This window comes from Pseudoalteromonas phenolica (assembly GCF_044788725.1).
In the GTDB taxonomy this organism is placed as follows: Bacteria; Pseudomonadota; Gammaproteobacteria; order Enterobacterales; family Alteromonadaceae; genus Pseudoalteromonas; species Pseudoalteromonas phenolica_C.
Genome location: NZ_CP173162.1, coordinates 33,161 through 53,750, shown reverse-complemented (window position 1 = coordinate 53,750; position 20,590 = coordinate 33,161). Strand labels below are relative to the sequence as shown.

Genomic DNA, 20,590 nt, shown 5'->3' with positions numbered 1-20,590 from the left:
ACTCATGCATACTGACTAAAAAAGGGGCATCTAGCGTGCTCCTTTTTCGTCATCAATCAACACGTAATTACACTAAGATTTACTTGTAGAGTCTCATTTATTTCATTATCTTTAACAATAGAAGAATAATAAATCGGTGATCCTAGTGCAGTATCTTCCTCTCACACGCGCGCATTTTCAAGATGTGATCTCATTAGCTAATATCGTTCATGGTGACAACTATATGGACGAGCAGAGCCTAACTAAAATGCACCAACAAGGCATCAAGCATGATATTAATGCCAGCTTTGTTGCAATAAATAAACAAAACGAGCTCGTCGGGTTTAGGCTAAGTTATGCCGCTGATCAATGGGACATTGATAAATGGTGCAGCCCTAAGCTCTGGCCTGTACTTCCCTCACAGATGGCGTATTTCAAATGCATTGCCGTTTCTGAAAAAGCTCAAGGCCAAGGTATAGGCCCCAAATTACTTCATGCTTCTATTGTGGCTTTAAGACAGCAAGGAGCTTTGGCTGGTGTTGCGCATTTATGGAAACAAAGCCCGGGTAATGGCGCGGTGAAATATTTCACAAAAGCAGGCGGAGAGCTTATCAAGCTTCATGATAATCGCTGGACCGAGTTATGTGATACGCAAGGTTATGTCTGTACAGTTTGTGAAAACAGTTGTCAGTGCCAAGCGGCTGAAATGGCTTTACTTTTTTAAAGTTTATTTACGAAACATTGCGCGGCTTCTAACCGCGCAACTTAACGCTTTTCCTACCAAGGTATTTGCTCACCTTTATAGCTGTAAAAGCCGCCACTTTGTTCGTCAGTTAAAGACTCAATAACTTGCTTTAACCCCAGCGCCGACTCTTCAGCACTGATCAGTGCATTTGGTCCGCCCATTTCTGTTTGAACCCAACCAGGATGCAGCGCAACCGTTTTAACGCCTTGTGGTAACAGATCGTTTGATAGGCTTTTGACTACTGAATTTAAAGCCGCTTTCGAACTGCGGTAAATGTATCCGCCGCCTTTGGTATTTTCAGTGTGGCTACCAACTCGTGATGATAAAGCTGCAATTATTTTAAGTTCACTATTTAAGACTTGCGATACAAACGCTTCTGCCAGCTTAGTTGGCGCAATCACATTGGCTTCAAATACCTCTCGCCAAGCATCTACATCGCAATTGCCAAAGCCATAACCTTTTGGCCCATAGAGCCCGGCATTATTCAAAAGCACATCAATGTTTGAGTCTGCTAATTTCGCGCTCAAAGTTGCCATTTGCTGATAATCGGTAATATCTAGTTCATAGACATAGAGCTGTTTGAATTCGTTCTTTAACTGATTAAGCGAAGTAGCAGCAACACTGTTGCGACACGTTGCGATAACTTGCCAGTCATCAGCTAAAAAGACCTTGGTCAATGCTAGCCCTATGCCACGGTTTGCACCGGTAATAAATACTGTTTTCAATCGAGTTCACCCAATATACCCAAACTTCCTCAAGATGCATGATTCAGAGCGCTGCCTTCTGTTCTAGTTCAAGGAAAAGGACGCAGCGTAATGACGCGTCCTTTCCAAGTTCTTTGACAATGAAATAGGACTGAAAGCACGCTCCCTTGGGCGAGTTTGATTGGCTTTCATACTGCGTTATCAATTTTCGATTTAGAACCACTAGACCTTCAAATCGATGCCTTGTCTGACAGCCAATCAATTCTCGCTGAACCTCGTATCTTGAGGTGGTTTGGGTATATATTCAATACTTTGTGTCATTTTGTCATTTTGTCATTTTGCCATTTTTACATTTGCCATAACACCCCGGCTTTCTTGGACAGCTGTTACCTCGAATACAAATAACCCTGAGTTCGGACGCCAATCCCCGTTCTATCCAATTAATATTTAGAATGCGTGCCACACTGAGCAATTGTTGACGGATATTGTGCGGTACTACCGTTGAGCCGCCATGTTTAATACAAAGTGCTTGTAGGTTCTCCACGACAGCTTGCGCATCAGTGCCTTGCGCATCAATAGCAGGATTCAAATCAATGCCCATACATAGAACATGTTTTGCACCAGCTAAATCCTCAACTAATACAGATTCGCAACAATACAAACGCGTCTTACCATCAACACTTAGAATTGAAAGCTGCGCACTGCTTTCTCGCGACATTTCTCCAAACTTTCTAAATACCGCCCAGTGCTGACAGGGGTCTTCAACCTGACGCATATTGCCCCAAGGTAGTGGAATACCATTGCCCCGATATACCGCTTTCAACTTACCTGGTTTATAAGCATCAAAATAATGCCAATGTGGGTAGGGTGACACCACAGTCATGCGTCGCATCGCCACAGACACCGAAATATCGAGTTGTTTATGTACTGAGATATCGTATCCATAGCTGTCGAGTAATTGCCTAAACGGCGCTTTAGGACACAGTAATGCGCCAGCAAAAAAGCTGGCTTCAAAGTCTTGCCAAGCTTGTAGAATATCTTGCGCATTGGGTGTGGTGTGTAATTCGGTTTCTTTTTGCTCAGCGCCACCAATTGATAATATACACTTTACACCGTCTTGATTGTGTAGCACTGCATGCCCAATATGCACCGCTAAATCATATTTCAATCGGCTTTCTTTCGTCTTTAATTTTTCATTTAAGAACACAATATTGGGTGCTCTCAAAAAGGAACTGACTAATCGTGACTTATTAACTTGCTTTACTTCATTATGTTTATCTTTGTCATTAAACCATTTAATTTGTAAGCCTTTTTCTTGAGCGATACGCATTAAATCGTTGGAGGTTAGGTATAAGTTTTTATTGCCCACTTCTTCTGCAGCACGCTCTAAGTCAGGAAAATGATTTTGATGATGCTCTTGGTGGGCACGAATTAATAAATGTGCGAATTGACGGCCACTTATCCCTGTTTGAGACAGCATTTCGGGAATAGCGATTTGTAAAATATCATTACTAAACAGAAAGTTGGGCTCAAGAGCCATACCTGTGATCCCGCCACTTCTGCCTTTATCTGGGGTAATGGTATCTTTTTCAGGCTCACTGTCTAAAAACCACTCAACGGGCTTTTGAAATACTTGGGCAAGATTTTCGAGCATTTCTTGACTTGGCGTGCGTTTACCGCGTTCTATCATAGAAAGGTAAGAAACAGAGGGCGCAGAATAGGCATCAACTCTCACACATCGACTAGATAAATCTTCTAATGTCAGATGGTTACGCTTCCTTAAATTACGTATTTTGGTCCCTAAAAAGTGCGATTTCCGCATTAATGTTGATGTTTTTTTCACTGCCGTCCCCTGCTTATATTTTATTCACACAGTAAAAATAGCAGATTTTGTAAAATTTACACTGTGAAATTCTTTTTGTGAAATTATAAAAAATATTCACATACACTGAATTTAACAACCAACAAAAACGATTTAACGAATGAGGTTACGATTATGACAGCACTAACTCGCAGTGAAATTACAGATCAAACATGCCAGAAAATGACACTTGCAAAACAATATCTTGATGAGCATTGCCCGCTTGATCAGGGTTCACACACCCAAGTGACACATTACTTGGTTTACTACAATCACCTAATGGCGTTTTTCGCAGATGGCAGTCACTGTGGCTTAGAGCAGCCAAAACAATTCGTTGCCCTATGCGGACATCGTGATGACCCAACAGCTATACTGCTTAAGAAAAAAGATGGCTTGCATGTTGAGCTGACTTTCAACCGTCGAGGTGATGCAGGTCAAATTGATATGGCACACATTGATGATATTCAAATGGAAACACAACTAAGTAGCGTAGATAGTAATAATGACGCGACTCAACTAAAACGTCTTTGGATCAGCTTTTTAACTGGCATCGAGTATTCAATTGTTCGTGAAGGTCAATCTAAAGCCTATACTTCAAAAGATGGCAACGAGTACGTGTTATAAATATGGCCAGCTTCTTAATATGAGCACTGTGTTGATCAGTTGTCAGTGCTCAAATGTACTTACCGCTTAAGAAATACTGCCATTGTTTAATAATTCACATTTATTTATGAACAACAGGCTTTTCTTGAAATGAATATTTTAACTTTAAGCCGTTCAAAGCACTTTTAAACTCTTCGTTTTCCATTAATTTTTTTATTATGTTAAATGGCTTCTCTAATGATTTAGGACTTAGTATTGCCCGATAGTATTGCTCATGCGGCGTTTTAGAATAATGTATTTTACTTTGCCACTCGGGATGAATAGCGAAATAATAATTCAATGTCGCTCTGCTAATAACTGCCAAATCTAATCGTTCTTTGATCAACATTTCCAATAACTGCAATTCTGATCCAGTCGGTGTGAGCTTTGCTTTACCCATTTTTAAAATAGGCGCGACTCTAAAATAATGATAACCACGTACACCACCAATATTTTTGTTATAAAGCGAAACGGGTCCTAGGTAGTCAAATGTATTATTAACGTGAGAAATAAATTCATCTTGATCATGCAGTATTGGTGGCGTCCAAAGAAATTTAGTTTGGGCTTTGTCTTTAAACCAGATTGGATGCACACCCAAGATCATGCTATCTAACGTGCTGTTAGCTATCTCTCTATTAAGTCTTTTTCTTGGTACAAACTGTGGGACAAACTGAAATTCCGCTTGAAAATTATTGAATAATTGAACTAATTCAAAATAAAGCCCAGTTTCTAACTCTAGCTGCTCAATATAAGGAGGTTTTAAATGGTAAACATAAATATATACTTTTTCAGACACATGAGGTTTGTTGTCTACTTTTTCTACCGCCCTTAAAGGCAAAGAAATAAAAACCATACAGGCAATGAATACTATGAATTGTGGCACTTGCGGACATTTATTTTACTTATCGTTTAATTAGTTATAGCCGATTTTATAAATTCTACAACTGTGCATCGTGCCATATCTTTGCATCAGCGAGTGTAGATTTGATAAATTTGTCCTTCATCGACATGTAAATAGTCATATCATGATTGCACAGAGAGGCTGCTTTTCGTTTAATCTCGGCGTAATCGCAAGCAACTTTTGAGTGAGCGATTAAATAATCTCTAAAAAGGCGATGGTTAAATGCATGACTATTATTTAGCTCAAACATATGAATATGGTGGCTACGTGAAGCGCCTCCTTTTTGGAAATAACGACGCCCTTCAATCCCGTTTTCTCCTTTAGGCTTATAACCAAGCTTTTCAAAAGCTGTGTTTAACGTATCAATAAAACCGAGATTTTTTACCTCTACTAGTATGTCAATAATCGGTTTTGCCGCTAAACCTGTCACTGATGTGCTACCAATATGTTCAATATTAATCAGTTCTGAGCCCAAGATTTGATTGAGTAGTAACTTTTCTTGTGAAAAAAGTTGCTGCCAACGCGGGTTGTAAGCAACAACTTCGATTACTCTTTTGTTCATAAATTTACTTAAACTAAAAATGCTTGATTAGTTGCTTGTAATGTTAATCTAAACCATTACATTTTTCTAAGGCAACGAAACCACACAATCACGCCCTTGCTCTTTTGCAATATACAATGCTTTATCAACCCGAGAGAAAACATCATCAAAGCTGCTATCTTCTGACATAAAAGTAGTTACACCAATACTCACAGTTATCGATATTTTTCTTGTACCACACAGCAGTGAGCTGTTTACCGTCTTTTGAATTCGCTGTGCAACGCACATAGCAGCCGACAGTTCACTATAAGGTAGTAAGATCGCGAACTCTTCTCCCCCTATTCGCGCAAATATATCTTCTTGCCTCAATAAAGCACTCACTATTTTAGTCAAACCTTTTAACACTTCATCGCCCACTGGGTGACCAAACTCATCATTTACTTGCTTAAAGAAATCAACATCGAAGGTAACAACAGCGAAGTGAGCACGTTGCCGCTTAAAACCGCTAAAAGCATTTTCTGATTGTTTTATAAAGAATCGTCGATTATAAATTGCTGTTAATTCATCAGTATTAGCAAGGCGTTTGAATTCTTCTTTAAGCTTATATATTTCTGTAACGTCGGTAGAAAAGCCAATCAATGATTTTTTACCTGACATTGAGACCGGCACCTTTACACTCAAATAGTGATAAGTTTCACCATTATCTACCACGGTCTCTTCGACTCGCAGGATCTTTTGCGTAAGCAGTGCCTTTGAGTCACTTTGATGAAAATGTTCGGCGGTTTTTGATGGCAAAATATCTTGCTCTTTTTGACCAATAATTTGCTCTGGTGGTAAGTCAAAAAGAGTTGCTACTTTCGAGTTTACATATAAAAAGCGCCTTTCATCGTCTTTCATATAAACGTAGGCCTCAACATTATCTAAAATAACACTCAGTAACTGCTTTTGCTCTTCCACCGTTTCTCGCAGTCGTTTTTCTTCAGTAATATCATGGGCTACCCCCGATACACCAATAATCTTTTGTTGATTGTCATACAAAGGTTTTTTTACGATCCGATATGTTCGTGGCTCAGCTGACGGCTTCAAGAAATTGCTTTCTTCACAGATCACTTCTTTGCCTGTTTCAATTGCTTGCAAATCGTTTACTAACATTTGCTTTGATAACGTCAGGTCAAAAAAAAGACTGTCGTCCTTTCCTTTTAACTCGTTTAATGTGCAACCAAACAATGCTAATACCTTTTCATTTCCATATAAGTATTTGCCATCCATGTCTTTTGCAAAAACATACGCCCCAAGGCCGTCGCAAATCTGCTGCAACATCTCAAGCGTATTATCATCACTGATATTGTTATTGTGTAATTTCACATCCATTCCTTATTTGAAAGGTGACTTACAAAAACTAACAACAAAGTATTAGTAAAAATCACTTAATACCTACGAATATAGCATTTATATTTATAACTCGTACCTTTGTTGCGTTGAATGCCTACTCAAAGAGTTTAAATCAATTGAAGTCTATAAAATATGACTTAGCGCATAGCGATTAATGCGCTTAAGGCGTTTTTGAATAGAAAGAGTAAGATAAAAAGTTTGCTCTTCTGCAGATTGTTAAAACTTGTAAACAAATTAACCTCATGTTTAAAAAAGCAAAAACGTAAAAACCACAAAAACAAATACATTTTTGAAACATTATATAAACATTTGTTATTGATAAAGGAACTGCAACGGGTTTAAATGAGTTTTTCTATTTAAGGAGTAGTTATCATGAAGAAACTCATTGCCTTCTTTGCTGTCGTCGCAATTATAACGAGTGCTTATTTGTTTTCACAAAATGAGCCTTCAACTATTAACACAGCTATTGATACACCCTCAGAAAAACGTCTTAAACCTGACGAAAATCCAGTCGTCACTGAAATAACCTTAAAACCAAATATTACACAGCCACCAACACCATCTAAAGCACCAGAAGAATCAACTTTTTATGCTGTAAATAAATTATCAGACAAGGCTAAAGCGGTACTGAATGAGGCAGGGGTATTGCCAACAGATTTAAACAATGAAGCTTATATAGAGTTTGATCTGCCTTCTTTGAGATCTCTTGAAGCTGGCGATAACTTTGAACTGTTGATACCGCAATCTGCCGAAACCTTTATCGCAGAAGTCACCTTTATTGATGTTGCAGGCAATGGTGATAAAAGCATTTTTGGTAATGTCACCGGCGCTGATGGCCGCTTTCATACCACTGTTTTAACCGTTGGGAAAGATGCCGTTTACGGCCAACTTACCGCCCCTAGCGGTAATTATGTATTCGAATCAAAAGACCAATACGGATGGATCGCTGCAAAACGGGACTTGTATAAAAAACACGTTGAGTTCGAGCATTCTGAGTCTGAACATCACTCAGATGCACAACACCCGGAGCAAGAAAAATCAGATTTATTTGCTCCTAAATTAAACAACAATGACAAGTAAGGAAAACAGATGAAAACATCACTTAAAACACTGGTCGCTGCATCTGCAATTGCATTCTCTGGTTTCGCTTCGGCGGTTACCATTGATATCGGCGTGTTATATACCGATCAAGCAGCTGCAAAAACAGCAAACATCAATACAAAAATCAACCAACTGATCGCATTTTCTAACCAAGTGTACCAGCAAAATGGTGTCGATATTCAGCTTCGTTTAGCTGGCAGTCAAAACCTAGGTAACTACGCGATTACGCCTGAATCTAGCTGGCTAAATGCTGTAACTGATAGCTCATATGTTGCTAATTTACGTAACACTTGGCGTGCAGATATGGTCGCAGTACTTGGTACTGGTGCCAGTGCAGGCAATGGCCTAATCTCTTGTGGCTTAGCTTGGGTTGGTCAAGGCAGCAATGGTAACCTTTACAGCTCGATGAGTGACCGCATGTTTAGTATTACTGCGATCGACTGTGGAGCGACAACTTTTGTGCATGAGTTAGGTCATAACCAAGGTCTGGCGCACTCGCGTAAACAGGGCGACACATCAGGTGGCGTATATGTTGATGGCATGGGTCATGGCGTACAAAACAACTTTGCAAGTATTATGGCTTATCCACATGTATTCGGCTCTGCAACACAGTATGATTACTTTGCAAACCCTAATTGGTCAGTAAATGGCGTACCTTACGGCGTTGTAGGCCAAGCATATGGCTGGAAAACAGTAAACGATACTAAATACAGCATTGCGAACTTCAAATAATAAAGTATTAAACTGATTTTAATAAACTTTATACTTCAAGAGGTGCACAAAGCACCTCTTTGTTAATGGCTTATCATTAAAACTGTATACATACATGGTATCTTTTATTTCCTTTCTAAGAATAAATATTTTTCTCTAAAGCATCTAAAAGTTTTGTCGATAACTTGGCAATGTCATATTTGCTTGGTATGCTGAAAAAGTATTATAAGCATATGTTTAAAAAGCATTAATCAGCTTTATGCAACAATAAAACACTCTCTAGTAATAAAAATAAATTGAGTTTTCAGCATGTCTTTATCGCAATTTTCAGATCAACTCATTCATGAGCAATTTAACGTAACTCAATATCAACTTTTACACAAAATCGGTGAAGGTGGCTTTGGTAAAGTCTTTAAAGCTACTCAAATCAACACAGGCCAAACTGTTGCAATTAAGTTTCTCGCCATTGAGCCCCATTGCGAAGAACAACAAAAACAACGCTACATCGAGCGTTTTAAGAGAGAAACAGAGCTAAGTAGCCAGCTCCAACACCCGAATATTGTGCGATTGCTCGATAAGGGACAAATAAACGATAACCTCTTATATGGTGTATTTGAGTTTATTGAAGGGCAATCACTGCGTGAGCACTTGATCCAAGAAGGTGCACTGAATGCCGTTGATGCCAAAGAGGTCATGCTGCAAGTATTAGATGCCCTCGTGCATGCCCACCAAAATGGTATTGTGCACCGCGATATAAAGCCTGCAAATATTATGCTTAGTAAAACCGGGGCAAAAACACACGCAAAGATCCTTGACTTCGGTATTGGCACACTGACCCAAGACAGTCGTCAAGCAGACTTTAATACCTTAACACTCACACAAGAAACATTAGGCACACCTTCTTATAGTGCCCCAGAGCAATTGCGCGGCGAGCCTGCCACTACAAAAACAGATTTATATGTCTGGGGACTCGTGTTTTTAGAGTGTTTGACAGGTTTGCCCGCTATTTCCGGATCTAGTATTGCAGCTGTATATCACAAGCAGCTAAGCGATATGCAAGTTTCTATTCCAAGCTCTTTACTCGGCCACCCAATCGCAGATTTATTGAGACGTGTTTTAATTAAAAACGCCACAGATCGTGTGATCACTGGTGACACCCTTTATCAAGAAGTTAGCCAAGTCAATATGTCTAACCTTGTTGGAGTGCTTGCAGACTATCGAGCTCAACAACAAGCCGATGATGAAACGCTCATCATGAGAGGTGACGGTCCAACTGCTTCATCGATGCAGCATTATACTGCCCATATTGAACGTAAACACATCACCGTATTAGCCATGCGTCTTAGCAGTAAGGTGATCAGTGACAAAGATCTCGATTTGGATGTTATCGATACCTTATTTAAATCACAGCGTAACCACTGTATTGATATTGCAACTCGCTATGGTGCTACACATGTAGGTAATTTGGGTGACTCTACCCTATTTTATTTTGGTTATCCCGTCGCATCTGATAATGACACAAGGTTATGTGCCAGAACCATACTCGATGCAATTAGTGATATCACCAAGCGTAACGCGCTGACTCAAGAAGCACATGGCGTACAGATTAATGTTCATGCAGGTATTCATGCTGGGATATTTACGACTTACGCAAATGCAATGCCCGAAGGACATATTGCTAATACTGCTATGGTATTAGCAAGAGCTGCTGGTGAGCGTCAAATTCTTTGTAGTGAAGAATCCAGAGCTATGCTTGATCCATACTCTGAATTTGAATATTTCGGTGAACAAGTACTGAGCTATAGCCTGCATAAAGAACGTATTTTTAGCTTAAAGGGTGAGCGCCGTGTTGAAGCCTTTGGTTTTATGCGTGGCACTAAGAATAGTCACGAACTTATTGGTAGAAACAACGAACTAGAGCAATCACTCTCAATCTTCAATCATGAAACGACTGAAAGCCGCTTTACCCACATTCATGGTGAAGCTGGCATTGGTAAATCACGATTACTCCAAGAAATAAGAACGAGTGCGATAAAGTATCAACAGCTTGTTGCTCAGTGTTTGCCTGAGCATCACAACAACGCGCTTTATCCAATTTTGACTCTCGTACGTTATTTATATAACACGAATAATTTAACGACAGCCCAAGCGATCGATACCTTTACTCGGGTTATTTCTGAGCATGACAATACCCTTGATTGTGAACAAGTATTACCTATCTTATTGATCTGGTTAAATATTGAATTAAGTGATGAACTGACTGCATCAACGCTTGCTCCAGATGCACAAAAAGCGCTGCTTTTTAAATCATTAACAGCCCTGCTAATGGACCAAAGCTTTAGCCTAAGTGCAAATAAACTCTATATTGTTGAAGATATTCACTGGGCTGATGTCACAACTATTGAGTTTATTCAGTACTTTGCAAAACAACTCCATAACGGCGATGTACTTATCAGTACGTCACGTCAAAAAGTGCCTACACAATTAAAAGATCTCACCTTGCTTGAAGTTGGGTTAAAAAAATTAACCGAACAAGCGACTGAAGACTTCATTATTAAGCTATTTGACGATCAAACTGTATCGCAACAAGTACTCGATGTTCTGGTTAATCGTACTGATGGTATTCCGCTATTTATAGAAGAATTAGTCAGTATGCTAAAGCAAAAAGAGTTGGTTAGCGTCATTGAAGGTGAAATTAACTTCATAAGCCCTGATAAGCTAGATCAAGTACCAAGCAGTCTGCGCGAGTCTCTGCAACAAAAGCTAGATAGTCTTGTCTATGCGAAAGAAACCGCACAGCTTGCTGCTACCATTGGGCGTGAGTTTGAATATGATTTGTTAGTTACAGCTTCTTCACTGAGTGAAAATCAAATTCAAAATGACTTAAACGAGCTTATCGCCAAAGACTTAATAGTTCATCAACGCAGTGTAAGCAATGACAGTTATATTTTTAAGCACGCTTTGGTAAGAGATGCTGCTTATGAGAGTATGACAAAAGAAGAAGCTTCGAATAAGCATGAAGTATGCTTAAACGCCTTGATCCAAATAGGTAAATTTGAATCTCAACCATTTATCTCAATTCATCATTTGAACCAACTTGGCCGTTATTTCGACTCAATTAACTTGCTAAAAAAATTAGCTGATAAAGCCCTAATTTCATACTCTGTTTTAGAAGCTGAGTCATTTATTAAAGAATGTATCATCATTTATGAAAAGTATGGTTTGAATAATAAAGAGCTTTTCTTTGATTTAAAGAACTCATTGGCAAGTCACAGAGTTGCAGGTCGAGGATGGATCGATGATGAAGCAAGCCAAGCAATACTCGAAAACTATGACTTGGTTGATGAGAACACAGATCCTAAAGCTAAGTTTATGACACTTCGTGGGCTTTGGTTGCAAAATTATGGCAGTGGCAACAAGGTAGATGCACATAACATCGCTGTTGCCTTATTTAATGATAAAAATAATTATCCAAGCAGCTTTCAACCAATTATATATGAAATGCTGGTTCAAACACTTTTTGCAAGGGCTGAATATAACGACCTCATTCAACTCCTAGATGAAGTACCAAAAGAAATCTTTGATAATAGCGTTGAAGCAATTGCCAGTAATTTTGGATTTTGCTCTGAGCTCATTTGTATCGGATTTAAGGCACTTTCAGAACTTTATCTTGGCAATAATGACGCAGCTCATAAGCTGATAAAAGAACAAACACATTTAGCCTTAGAAATAGGTGTAGATGAATTAATATCAGCAACATACGGTTTGCAAGCTCAGTTTTACTTAAATTGCGCATTTATATCTGAGTCTCGTGAAGACTTTGATAAGTTTAAAAATAAAGCTTATGAACTTGCAAATGAAAGTGCTCAAATAGCCACTATGGTAAAAAATGAAGCATGGTTGGGTTATGCAAATATGCTGAGCTTTTTATCAACAGTCGACTCTAATATTACACATGCTGAGTTCGAAGAAGGTATTCAACAATTCTCTGCTTATCTATGTCATTACGCGTTTTATTATGCCTTCCTAGTGAAACAACAATCTCTCGAAACTGGAAGTTTTGATGCTGATTTTTTTGGTATTGCACAAAGCAATGCCAATGAAACTCTTACTTTATATGTAAAACCACAATTAAACCTATTAAGGAAATATAATGGAAAATAAATACCCTACGGGCCTATTATCATTCACTTACCACGTTCAGCACACTGAAGAAGTTAGAAAGTTAGCGTTAGAGCAGCTTTCAACAGCTATGGCTCTATTTGAGCTGTCTGAGCCACAAAAGGAATTAGTTACTAAGATCCAGCACGAATCATCTCTAACTGATTCTTTATGGGAGCAATATGCACAGGAGTTAAGACCTGAAGTTGAGCAAGAAGTAAAAGAAATCTGGTAAGAGGACTTGGGGCCATTAGGCCCCTTTTTAATACAATGACTTTATCTGACTTGCATCAAATGCTGTGTGAATCACATGGCCACTTAATCAATCAAAATAATCAACATGCGACCAAGCAATTAGCCGACAAACCACCACAAATAACAAAAGGCGTATGTTATGAATACCGAGCCGCAGAGCTTGCTCATCCTTGTGACTTCTTAGTTGCCTATGACACAAGTGACTCATCTATTAGGAGTTTAGAAAAGCTTTTTTATTCCAGCGATAATGCTAATAGCAATCGAATAACTGACTTTTTAAAAAAGCTTAAAGTTGCCCAACCTCTGAACGCAGTTCAACTTTTATGGTTAAGCTTTGATTGGAGCCGCAATCACTACCCTGAAATACCTACTTTTTATGTAAGCACACAGCATTACAGCTATGTTTATGGTGAAAAACTCGATAAGGCGATAGAACACACTTTTCTTTCGCTTGCACCTGATTATTTAGAAACTGCAAAAGAGATCACTACTAATCTGTCTTTTGGAAAGTTAAACCATATTGGTTTTACTTATGCCAGAGACGCACTTAAGGCCAAATTCACTATCACTTTAGCCGCTGATGAAGTAATTCCTCTTTTGGAAGGCATCAATTGGCAAGGTGATTATGCTCAACTACATAGCGCATTAGAATTAGCTAAACAACTTACAGACACGATACAAATTAGCCTGTCTTTTGACAAAGTACTATCCAAGAAAATTGAATTAGAACTTCCATGGGTAAGAAACCAGTCTGAAAATTATGTAAATGAAGCCTTTATCGAAAAAGTGATAGAAACTTGTCACGGAGAGCAAAATTACAAGCGTCTCATAGAGTTAGTTGACTGGTTGGAAAATAACCCTAACGATAAAGCTTTTTATACAAAGTTTTCAATTTTCGAAGATAAAAAAATTAATTTAAAGAGCTACTTACACTCGAGTCCCGCCCCAAAAAGAAGGTTCCTAGGATGAAACTAAATCTTTTAAAATTGGTATTATTATTTGTATCAGTTTCGGCAAATGCTAAAAACACAAACCAAGAACAAACCTATGCTCATTTTCCTGATTGGTTGGCTGGAAAATCATCTTGTGACTACAACAGCAAAACGCTGCGCTTACCCCAAGATATAACGCAATTAAAATACTTACCTGCCGATGCATATTATCAAAAGGGATGTGAAAACTTAAAACCACTTTCCAAAACAGATCCTGACTATGTAAAAAAGATAAGCTTTTTACAAAACCAATATGACCTTTTTTCTTGGGCACAATTCGTTGTACTAAACCGAGCAGTCAATTCTGACCTTTCTATCTCTAAAACTAATTTACCTATTTGTGATGGCGATAATTGTAAAAAACCAACTTGGTTACATTGGAGAGATACTGATAGCATTTTTTTAGAAAATGGTTGTACACCTGAGCCGTGGAGTTTTAAAAACAACCCTAATTTAAACCCTGAACTCAGCGCTATCAGCCAGGTTGCACCTAGTGGAATGGATTTAAAAGATGCTATTCTGGTAGATCAAGCCAACCAGCCTGTTTATTATCAAAAACTTGTGTCTCCTAACCTCTTTGAGTTAATCACAACTCCCAATATTCTCACGAATATGCCTCTCTATCACTTGCAAGGCCAAAGTGCTTACCTTAACAAAATAGGCAAGCTCAATGTTGCACTTGGTTCTTACGTCAATTGCCCTGGTGATTCATCAGATAAAGTTTGCAATTTAATTCCAGATCTCAAAAATTATAAATATGGAGATACGACGGGAAGTATTACATTGAAGGTAGCATGGAAGGTGCTCTCAGAAAACGATGATCCGAGTCAGTTTATTCATGTTGAAAAAGATGTCGTCGTTTACGATAACTTAAAAAATGGTGAACAAAGTAAAGTAGCAAAAGTCGTTCAGAAGAAACTCGGGGTCGTTGCTTTTCATATTGCGCATAAAACAAACACATCACCAAATTGGGTATTCTCTACGTTTTCACATATAAATAGTGTTGATGGGCAAAATCCAATGTTTACCAACCCTCACTGTCCTACTTGTCCTGTGAACGTTGCAAATGGCGGAAAAGGACCAACACAAGTTAAACGAATTGATAATATAATGCCTATCACTCAAAGGGTTAATCAGTTTGTCCAAGGTAAACTAGCCGCTGAAAACTCAGTACTGCAGTATTACAACCTAATAGGCACTCAGTTTACTACTGATAATTCAGACCCAGTTATTGATGGCTACCCTGGAAGATTACTTAATTTTGCAGGAAAATCCCCGTTTCCTACATTTTTGGCTAACGAATTACTAGAAACATTCTTACAGCCTGGCAATACCCCCTTAGGGCCTGATAAAAAACTTTTTTTCAAAAACTCTTCATGCATGAATTGTCATGCTAGTGGTGGTTTTTACTCTGAAAGTGAAAAAGGTTTTAAACCAAGAACAACTGACTTTATGTTCATTTTTGAAGATGCACATAGCTTTAAGCCACAAGCATGCAAATAAGTTGAATTAAAATCTATGGCCCATATTCTCGGGATATTAGAGAAGAACAAATACTTACTATACAAAGAGGTACGGGCCATATTTTCAATTTACCTCTCATGCTTATTAGAGTAGCAATTTCATTAAAACTAAGACTTCACAGAAATTGTTAACTTTACGTTAATTCATTTTTTATCCATAATTGCTCCGTAGAATAAATTATTGGAAAACTTCATACTAGGGAATCAATTATGCGTCGTTTTACGACTTCTTTAATTGCTGGCGCCATGCTCACTGTTTTATCAGGTTGTGAGCTCGGCAGTAATGACACACCAAGCAACATTGCTGTGACTAAAATATCAACTGGTCCACTTGATACATTAGAACCGAATCAAACCGTAAAGACGTTTTATGATGTTGAAATAGCTGGTTTCAACAACATTGACGTAGATGTGCATTTTTACCTTCTGCATGCTGCTGAATTAGATGAGCAAAGCGGAGACGAAGTCGAAATTGAAGAAGTACATAAAGTCGGTGCATTAGAGCTTACGCAAGTCTCTGAAGGTAAACACAGCTTTGAAACTGAGATTACGATCCCAAATGACTTAATTGGCGGTCATTACCACATTATCGCGCAAATCGACCCACACGATGATCATGCTGAAGACATCGAAGACGATAACCACCCTTCTGTCGACCATGAACCGTTTGCTGATGGCGAGTTTCCATTTGCCGACGTCCATGTTCGCGTATTAGAAAATCATGATTACAAATTGCTCGCTGCTGAATTTGGTCAAGAAGCGTTAATCCTAGATGCACCAACTGTGGATAATGGCACAAGTCATCATCATTCTGATTTAGTAGGTTTTATTGAAGCTGACTATGAAGGTTCTGAGCTTGGTTCAACCAGCATCAAAGCCGAAGTCATGGTTAACGGCAACTGGGAAGCAACCCATTTTTGGAATGCGCAAACTCAAGCATACGAAGACGTGATGCTGCATGATTTTACCCTTGGTCTGCACGATGAACACATTGGTTTTGATATTGCTCTTGAAGATGCACTACTAAAGCGTATCCATGATGACCACGACGCGTCTCAAGAACAAAACCTGCAAGTACGTTTCACCTTGACTGATTTGTCAGATAACGCCGAAACAATCACTGACAACAATATCGTCGAAACGCAAATCCCGCTGTATTTCTATGCAGGAGATGACGTTGAAGAGCCACAAAGCGTGGCAAAAAACAGTCCGCAATACGCTGTTGGATTAGCGAATATTAAATTAGAAAAATCATTCGATAAATCTTACGGTAAAAAATCAAAATTCAGTGTTGGCGTAGACTTAAATGGACAACTTTTTATTGTTCCTGCAGGTGACATCGGTGGCCGAGTGACTGGTGAAGGTACTGTTGAGGCATACTTCTTTAATGCTCAAAACACCTTATTCAGCATTTCATACGACGGTAGTGCCTATGTAAGTGGAAACAATACTGGCTATGCATCAGAGATGATCATCTTCAATAACGTGGTTTTTGAAGATGAAAAATACGTTGCGAAATATGAAAAGTCTTGGGAAAAGAAATGGGAAGAAGAAAAAGTGCTTGCAAAGGCGCGCTTTACTATCGGCCCAGTCCCTATGAGTGTTGAGGCAGGTGTAAACGGTAGTTTAGGTTTTGAGCTTACTGTTGGCTACAACGCCGAATTATACGCTGAAGGTGACTTGTTCCACGTTGATTTTGGTGCTTTTGGTCGCGGCGGTATTGATTTAGCATTAGTTTCTGCGGGTGTTCAAGCAATCTTAACCTTGATTGACAACACCTTCGCATTAGAATCGAACGCGGGTTTTGCACTTGTTAGCTCTGGTAATAAAAACCCACATATCTACTACGGCATTGAGCTTAAAAATGACTTAGATGTTATTTCAGGTAAATTTGGCTTATACGCTGAAACAGTAGGTGTAAAGTGGTGTAAAAAATGGGGTATCCCATACCCTTGTGGTAAAAAGAAAACCAAATATGACCTATGGTTATATCAAACCAAGAGTGTTTATAATAAATCTTGGACATTATTCAAAAAAGAGGATGAAATCGAAATATGATCCTATCATGTCGATTATCCTTGCTTGCAGCGCCTTTTATGGCGCTTGCAAGTATACAAGTGCAAGCATCGTGTATGCCGCAGTTTGATTTTAACGTAAAATCATTTACCAGCTTCAACTACACAAAACTCAACAGCCCAGCACAACAAAGTGACATCGAAATTCAAGGTAAGCTCTCTGTTATTTCGGTAAAAAAAGGTAAAGACAAAAATTGGTGGGCAATTAAAGCCGATCAGGTAAAGTCTGTGCAAGGCCAAACTGAAATGCCCCTGCCGAACTATCAGCATCCCTTTGCTTTTAAACTGAATGAACTTGGGTTAATTACTGAGTTTTACTTTGCTGACGAGTTAGACGAGCAATCTCAAGACCAACTAAAAGGGCTTGCTTACTATCTGCAGTATCAAAAAGATTTATCTAAAATAGAGAATGAAACCGATACGTTAGGCGAGTATCGCGTTAACTATCAACAAAAAGAGCAGTTTTTAAGTTTTGCTAAAATCAACTATGAGCATAAAAATAAGCAAGCTTTGAATGCTTTTTCGCATATTGATGTTTTAAAGTCTGAGCAACTCATTACCCCTTCAAGCTGTTTTTTAGATACACGATCAGGTATCGAAAAGCTGAAATTGGTTGGTCAAGATTTAACTTTTACATCAGAGCAAAGGCTTGAATTAAAGAAGCTGAACCAACCTTTCGAGACAGCACTATTTTCAATGTCTGACGATTTATCACTTTGGCAAAGTAATCAAGTTGAGTTATCACAAGCTGAAAAAGATAAGTTGAAGCGCGAGCTACTGGCATTTGTAACTGAACAAGACATCACACAAATTGATGCTCACACATTAGCATTATTGCTAAAAAAATATGATGCAGTTATTGGCGAACTCCGAGGGGTTATCTTAACGAATCAAATTTCTGATAACGCGCAAATGCGTCTTTTTAATGCGCTCGGCCAGCTTGATACGCCTTCAAGCCAAGTTCTATTAAGTAACTTACTCCTTGGTACAGAAAAGCAGCCACAGACCCAGTTTAGAGCACTTCGAGCTTTAACACAGGGCCATCATGCCTTATCGCAACAAGCCACAGACAATTTGCTTGCTTTATTAAATGACGGTTTTTTAAGTCAAGATGCAGAGGTCAGCTCAAGTTTTTATATGACCTTAGGAATTTTACTCAATAACCGTGTTGATTCAGCTACGGCACAGCAACTTAGCCAAGCTATTGTTGAACATATCACCTTAAGTGAAAATGAAAATAAAACTGCTGACTTAATCTCTGCACTGGGTAACAGTCGAAATGAACAACATGTTGAACTTATTGATAACTATCTTACGGATACGAGTTCACGTGTTGAGAAGGCATCTATTCGAGCACTCGGTATGATGCAAAGTGACACTGCTTATCAAAACCTTGAAAAGCATTTCAATCGCCATTCTGGCAGAAATACTAAAACCTTGCTTTCAGCTCTTGGTAATTATGAGATGAAGCCTAAAATCAGTGATTCAGTGCTTAACCTTGCAGTGAATGATACCGATGATGCTGTACGCTATGCCGCGATTAATGCACTTGCTAAGCAGCCTAAAAACGATGGCGTAAAACAAACACTTAGACAAGCGCTACGCACAGAAAAATCTAAGCGTAATTTTAAAGCCATTGTGAAGCTGCTTCATGCCAAACCAGTTGCAAAAGAAAATAAAGGTTAGTAACTACACTCTTTAAATCCAGCGCCTTACCTTAGTTAAATAAGTTTCGTAAGGCGCACCAAACTTCTCCTTCAAAATACGCTCTTCTGGTTTTATTTGAAATTCAGAAATATATAGAACAAACACTCCCACCCCAACGAGTGATAAGGCATCTGCCAAATACACAGCAAATGAAAAAAGACTCAAAGCAACAGCAACATACATAGGGTTACGGGTATATTTGAATACCCCTGTCGTCACTAAAGCAGCGCTATTTTGAGGCTTAGTAGGGCTGATCGTGGTCTGAGCTTTTTTAAAAGACCAAATAGCACAGAGGGCTACCAAAACTGCAACTGACAAAAGTGTCAGTGCAATTTCTATCTTCATATAAGCAAAAGTATCTATTGATATCGCAAACTTAGAATGCGCTAACCAATACATTGCCACCGCACAAAAAACGGCGACAACAGGAGGTGGAATTTTATTGTCTAAGAAGTGCATAACGAATTATTAAATTTCGAATTGTTATTGAATTATACCAATCCTTTTAATTAAGTGATCTATTTTGAGGCAAGGAAAGCTTGTCGATAACCAGGCAAAAATTTTGCTATTTAGTTGTTCTAAATGAGAAATTTTTAACGCAGTTAGCGGCAGCTTTAGTCCCTCAAAATGATTAAGTATTATTAAGGATTGGTATTAACCTAAACCAATTTCATGTTTCTTCATATATTCAGCGAGTAATTGCGCTTCAAGATTACCCTGTTGCAGCGCTTCAAACACACCGCGTTGATCTGCTTGAGTGCGCTGTTGTCCTAACTTTTGTTTCCCTTCAATGTCTGTAATATCAATCTTAAGTCCAACAATGGCTTTGGCTAAACGGCTATTAAACTCACTGTTGAATACCCTGGTATTAGTCAATAATGCCGGTTCGTATTTCTCAACCGTTCGATTAACCACATTTAGTGTGTCGAGTTCGTTTAACACAGTAACCTTACCTTTGATATGCACTGCAACATAGTTCCAAGTTGGCACAGCAGGACCTTTGTCATACCAAGTTGGAGAAATATAAGCATGAGGACCTGAGAAAATAATCAGCACTTCCTGTCCTGCCAACCCTTGCCAATGCGTATTTGCTTTAGCTAGGTGTGTGTAAAGCACATTGTGTTTTTCATCAAACAGAAAAGGCAGATGTGACCCAGTTAAGTCAGGCGAAACAAGGCAACCAAAGCCATTTTGATGTATAAATTGATTGGCTGAGCATGCTGCCATTTGAAGATTCTTTGGGATATACATAGTGTTACTCCTTAATTTCAATGAAGTAACACTAAATAACTTTGGTCTA

General features: G+C 38.7%; 17 protein-coding genes. 10 read left to right on the top strand and 7 right to left on the bottom strand.

The annotated features are described in order from the left end of the window. Nucleotides 1-145: 145 nt before the first annotated feature. Nucleotides 146-703, top strand: a complete 558-nt coding sequence (locus ACH784_RS17845; RefSeq protein ID WP_404396081.1) for a GNAT family N-acetyltransferase — start codon at nucleotides 146-148, stop codon at nucleotides 701-703. A gap of 53 nt (nucleotides 704-756) precedes the next feature. Here ACH784_RS17845 and ACH784_RS17840 read toward each other — a convergent pair whose 3' ends face one another. Together ACH784_RS17840 and ACH784_RS17835 are read right to left on the bottom strand one after the other, a co-directional pair. Further along, nucleotides 757-1,449: an SDR family oxidoreductase gene (locus ACH784_RS17840; protein WP_404396079.1), complete on the bottom strand. Its 693-nt coding sequence runs from the start codon at nucleotides 1,447-1,449 to the stop codon at nucleotides 757-759. Between the two features lie 304 nt (nucleotides 1,450-1,753). After that, nucleotides 1,754-3,271: a DUF3612 domain-containing protein gene (locus tag ACH784_RS17835; RefSeq protein WP_404396076.1), complete on the bottom strand. Its 1,518-nt coding sequence runs from the start codon at nucleotides 3,269-3,271 to the stop codon at nucleotides 1,754-1,756. A gap of 105 nt (nucleotides 3,272-3,376) precedes the next feature. On the opposite strand from ACH784_RS17835, the gene ACH784_RS17830 reads away from it, so the two are divergent. After that, entirely contained in the window at nucleotides 3,377-3,913 is a 537-nt protein-coding gene (locus tag ACH784_RS17830; protein ID WP_404396968.1) for a malate synthase, read from the top strand. Nucleotides 3,914-4,013: 100 nt separating this feature from the next. On the opposite strand, the gene ACH784_RS17825 is transcribed toward ACH784_RS17830, so the two are convergent. From ACH784_RS17825 to ACH784_RS17815, 3 genes are all read right to left on the bottom strand, one after another. Continuing rightward, the gene (locus tag ACH784_RS17825) at nucleotides 4,014-4,814 is read right to left on the bottom strand and encodes an ABC transporter substrate-binding protein (RefSeq protein WP_404396073.1); all 801 of its coding nucleotides are present in this window, start codon (nucleotides 4,812-4,814) and stop codon (nucleotides 4,014-4,016) included. Nucleotides 4,815-4,869: 55 nt separating this feature from the next. Beyond that, a complete protein-coding gene (locus ACH784_RS17820) occupies nucleotides 4,870-5,394 on the bottom strand; it encodes a GrpB family protein (protein ID WP_404396071.1) in 525 nt (174 codons plus the stop codon). Between the two features lie 66 nt (nucleotides 5,395-5,460). Then, nucleotides 5,461-6,738 (bottom strand): diguanylate cyclase, encoded by a 1,278-nt coding sequence (locus ACH784_RS17815; RefSeq protein ID WP_404396068.1) that lies wholly within the window; start codon nucleotides 6,736-6,738, stop codon nucleotides 5,461-5,463. A 399-nt stretch (nucleotides 6,739-7,137) separates the two neighbouring features. On the opposite strand from ACH784_RS17815, the gene ACH784_RS17810 reads away from it, so the two are divergent. From ACH784_RS17810 to ACH784_RS17775, 8 genes are all read left to right on the top strand, one after another. Then, the gene (locus ACH784_RS17810) at nucleotides 7,138-7,845 is read left to right on the top strand and encodes a hypothetical protein (RefSeq protein WP_404396066.1); all 708 of its coding nucleotides are present in this window, start codon (nucleotides 7,138-7,140) and stop codon (nucleotides 7,843-7,845) included. Between the two features lie 9 nt (nucleotides 7,846-7,854). Further along, on the top strand, nucleotides 7,855-8,598 hold the full coding sequence (locus ACH784_RS17805; protein WP_404396064.1) for a reprolysin-like metallopeptidase: 744 nt from the start codon (nucleotides 7,855-7,857) through the stop codon (nucleotides 8,596-8,598). Between the two features lie 288 nt (nucleotides 8,599-8,886). Next, nucleotides 8,887-12,741, top strand: a complete 3,855-nt coding sequence (locus tag ACH784_RS17800) for a TOMM system kinase/cyclase fusion protein (RefSeq protein WP_404396061.1) — start codon at nucleotides 8,887-8,889, stop codon at nucleotides 12,739-12,741. Next, nucleotides 12,731-12,973, top strand: a complete 243-nt coding sequence (locus tag ACH784_RS17795; protein ID WP_404396059.1) for a hypothetical protein — start codon at nucleotides 12,731-12,733, stop codon at nucleotides 12,971-12,973. Before ACH784_RS17800 ends, ACH784_RS17795 begins: the two co-directional genes overlap by 11 nt. Nucleotides 12,974-13,008: 35 nt before the next feature. Then, nucleotides 13,009-13,962 carry a hypothetical protein gene (locus ACH784_RS17790; RefSeq protein WP_404396056.1) on the top strand — a complete coding sequence of 318 codons (954 nt, stop codon included), beginning with the start codon at nucleotides 13,009-13,011 and terminating at the stop codon, nucleotides 13,960-13,962. Further along, the gene (locus tag ACH784_RS17785) at nucleotides 13,959-15,488 is read left to right on the top strand and encodes a hypothetical protein (protein ID WP_404396053.1); all 1,530 of its coding nucleotides are present in this window, start codon (nucleotides 13,959-13,961) and stop codon (nucleotides 15,486-15,488) included. Before ACH784_RS17790 ends, ACH784_RS17785 begins: the two co-directional genes overlap by 4 nt. Before the next feature lie 230 nt (nucleotides 15,489-15,718). Further along, complete coding sequence (locus ACH784_RS17780; RefSeq protein ID WP_404396050.1) at nucleotides 15,719-17,566, top strand: hypothetical protein; 1,848 nt, start codon at nucleotides 15,719-15,721, stop codon at nucleotides 17,564-17,566. Continuing rightward, nucleotides 17,563-19,269, top strand: a complete 1,707-nt coding sequence (locus ACH784_RS17775; protein WP_404396048.1) for a HEAT repeat domain-containing protein — start codon at nucleotides 17,563-17,565, stop codon at nucleotides 19,267-19,269. Before ACH784_RS17780 ends, ACH784_RS17775 begins: the two co-directional genes overlap by 4 nt. 12 nt (nucleotides 19,270-19,281) lie before the next feature. Here the strand turns inward: ACH784_RS17775 and ACH784_RS17770 are convergent, their stop codons facing one another. Together ACH784_RS17770 and ACH784_RS17765 are read right to left on the bottom strand one after the other, a co-directional pair. After that, nucleotides 19,282-19,749, bottom strand: a complete 468-nt coding sequence (locus ACH784_RS17770; RefSeq protein WP_404396045.1) for a methyltransferase family protein — start codon at nucleotides 19,747-19,749, stop codon at nucleotides 19,282-19,284. Between the two features lie 195 nt (nucleotides 19,750-19,944). Next, entirely contained in the window at nucleotides 19,945-20,541 is a 597-nt protein-coding gene (locus ACH784_RS17765; RefSeq protein ID WP_404396043.1) for an FMN-binding negative transcriptional regulator, read from the bottom strand. Nucleotides 20,542-20,590: the final 49 nt, after the last annotated feature.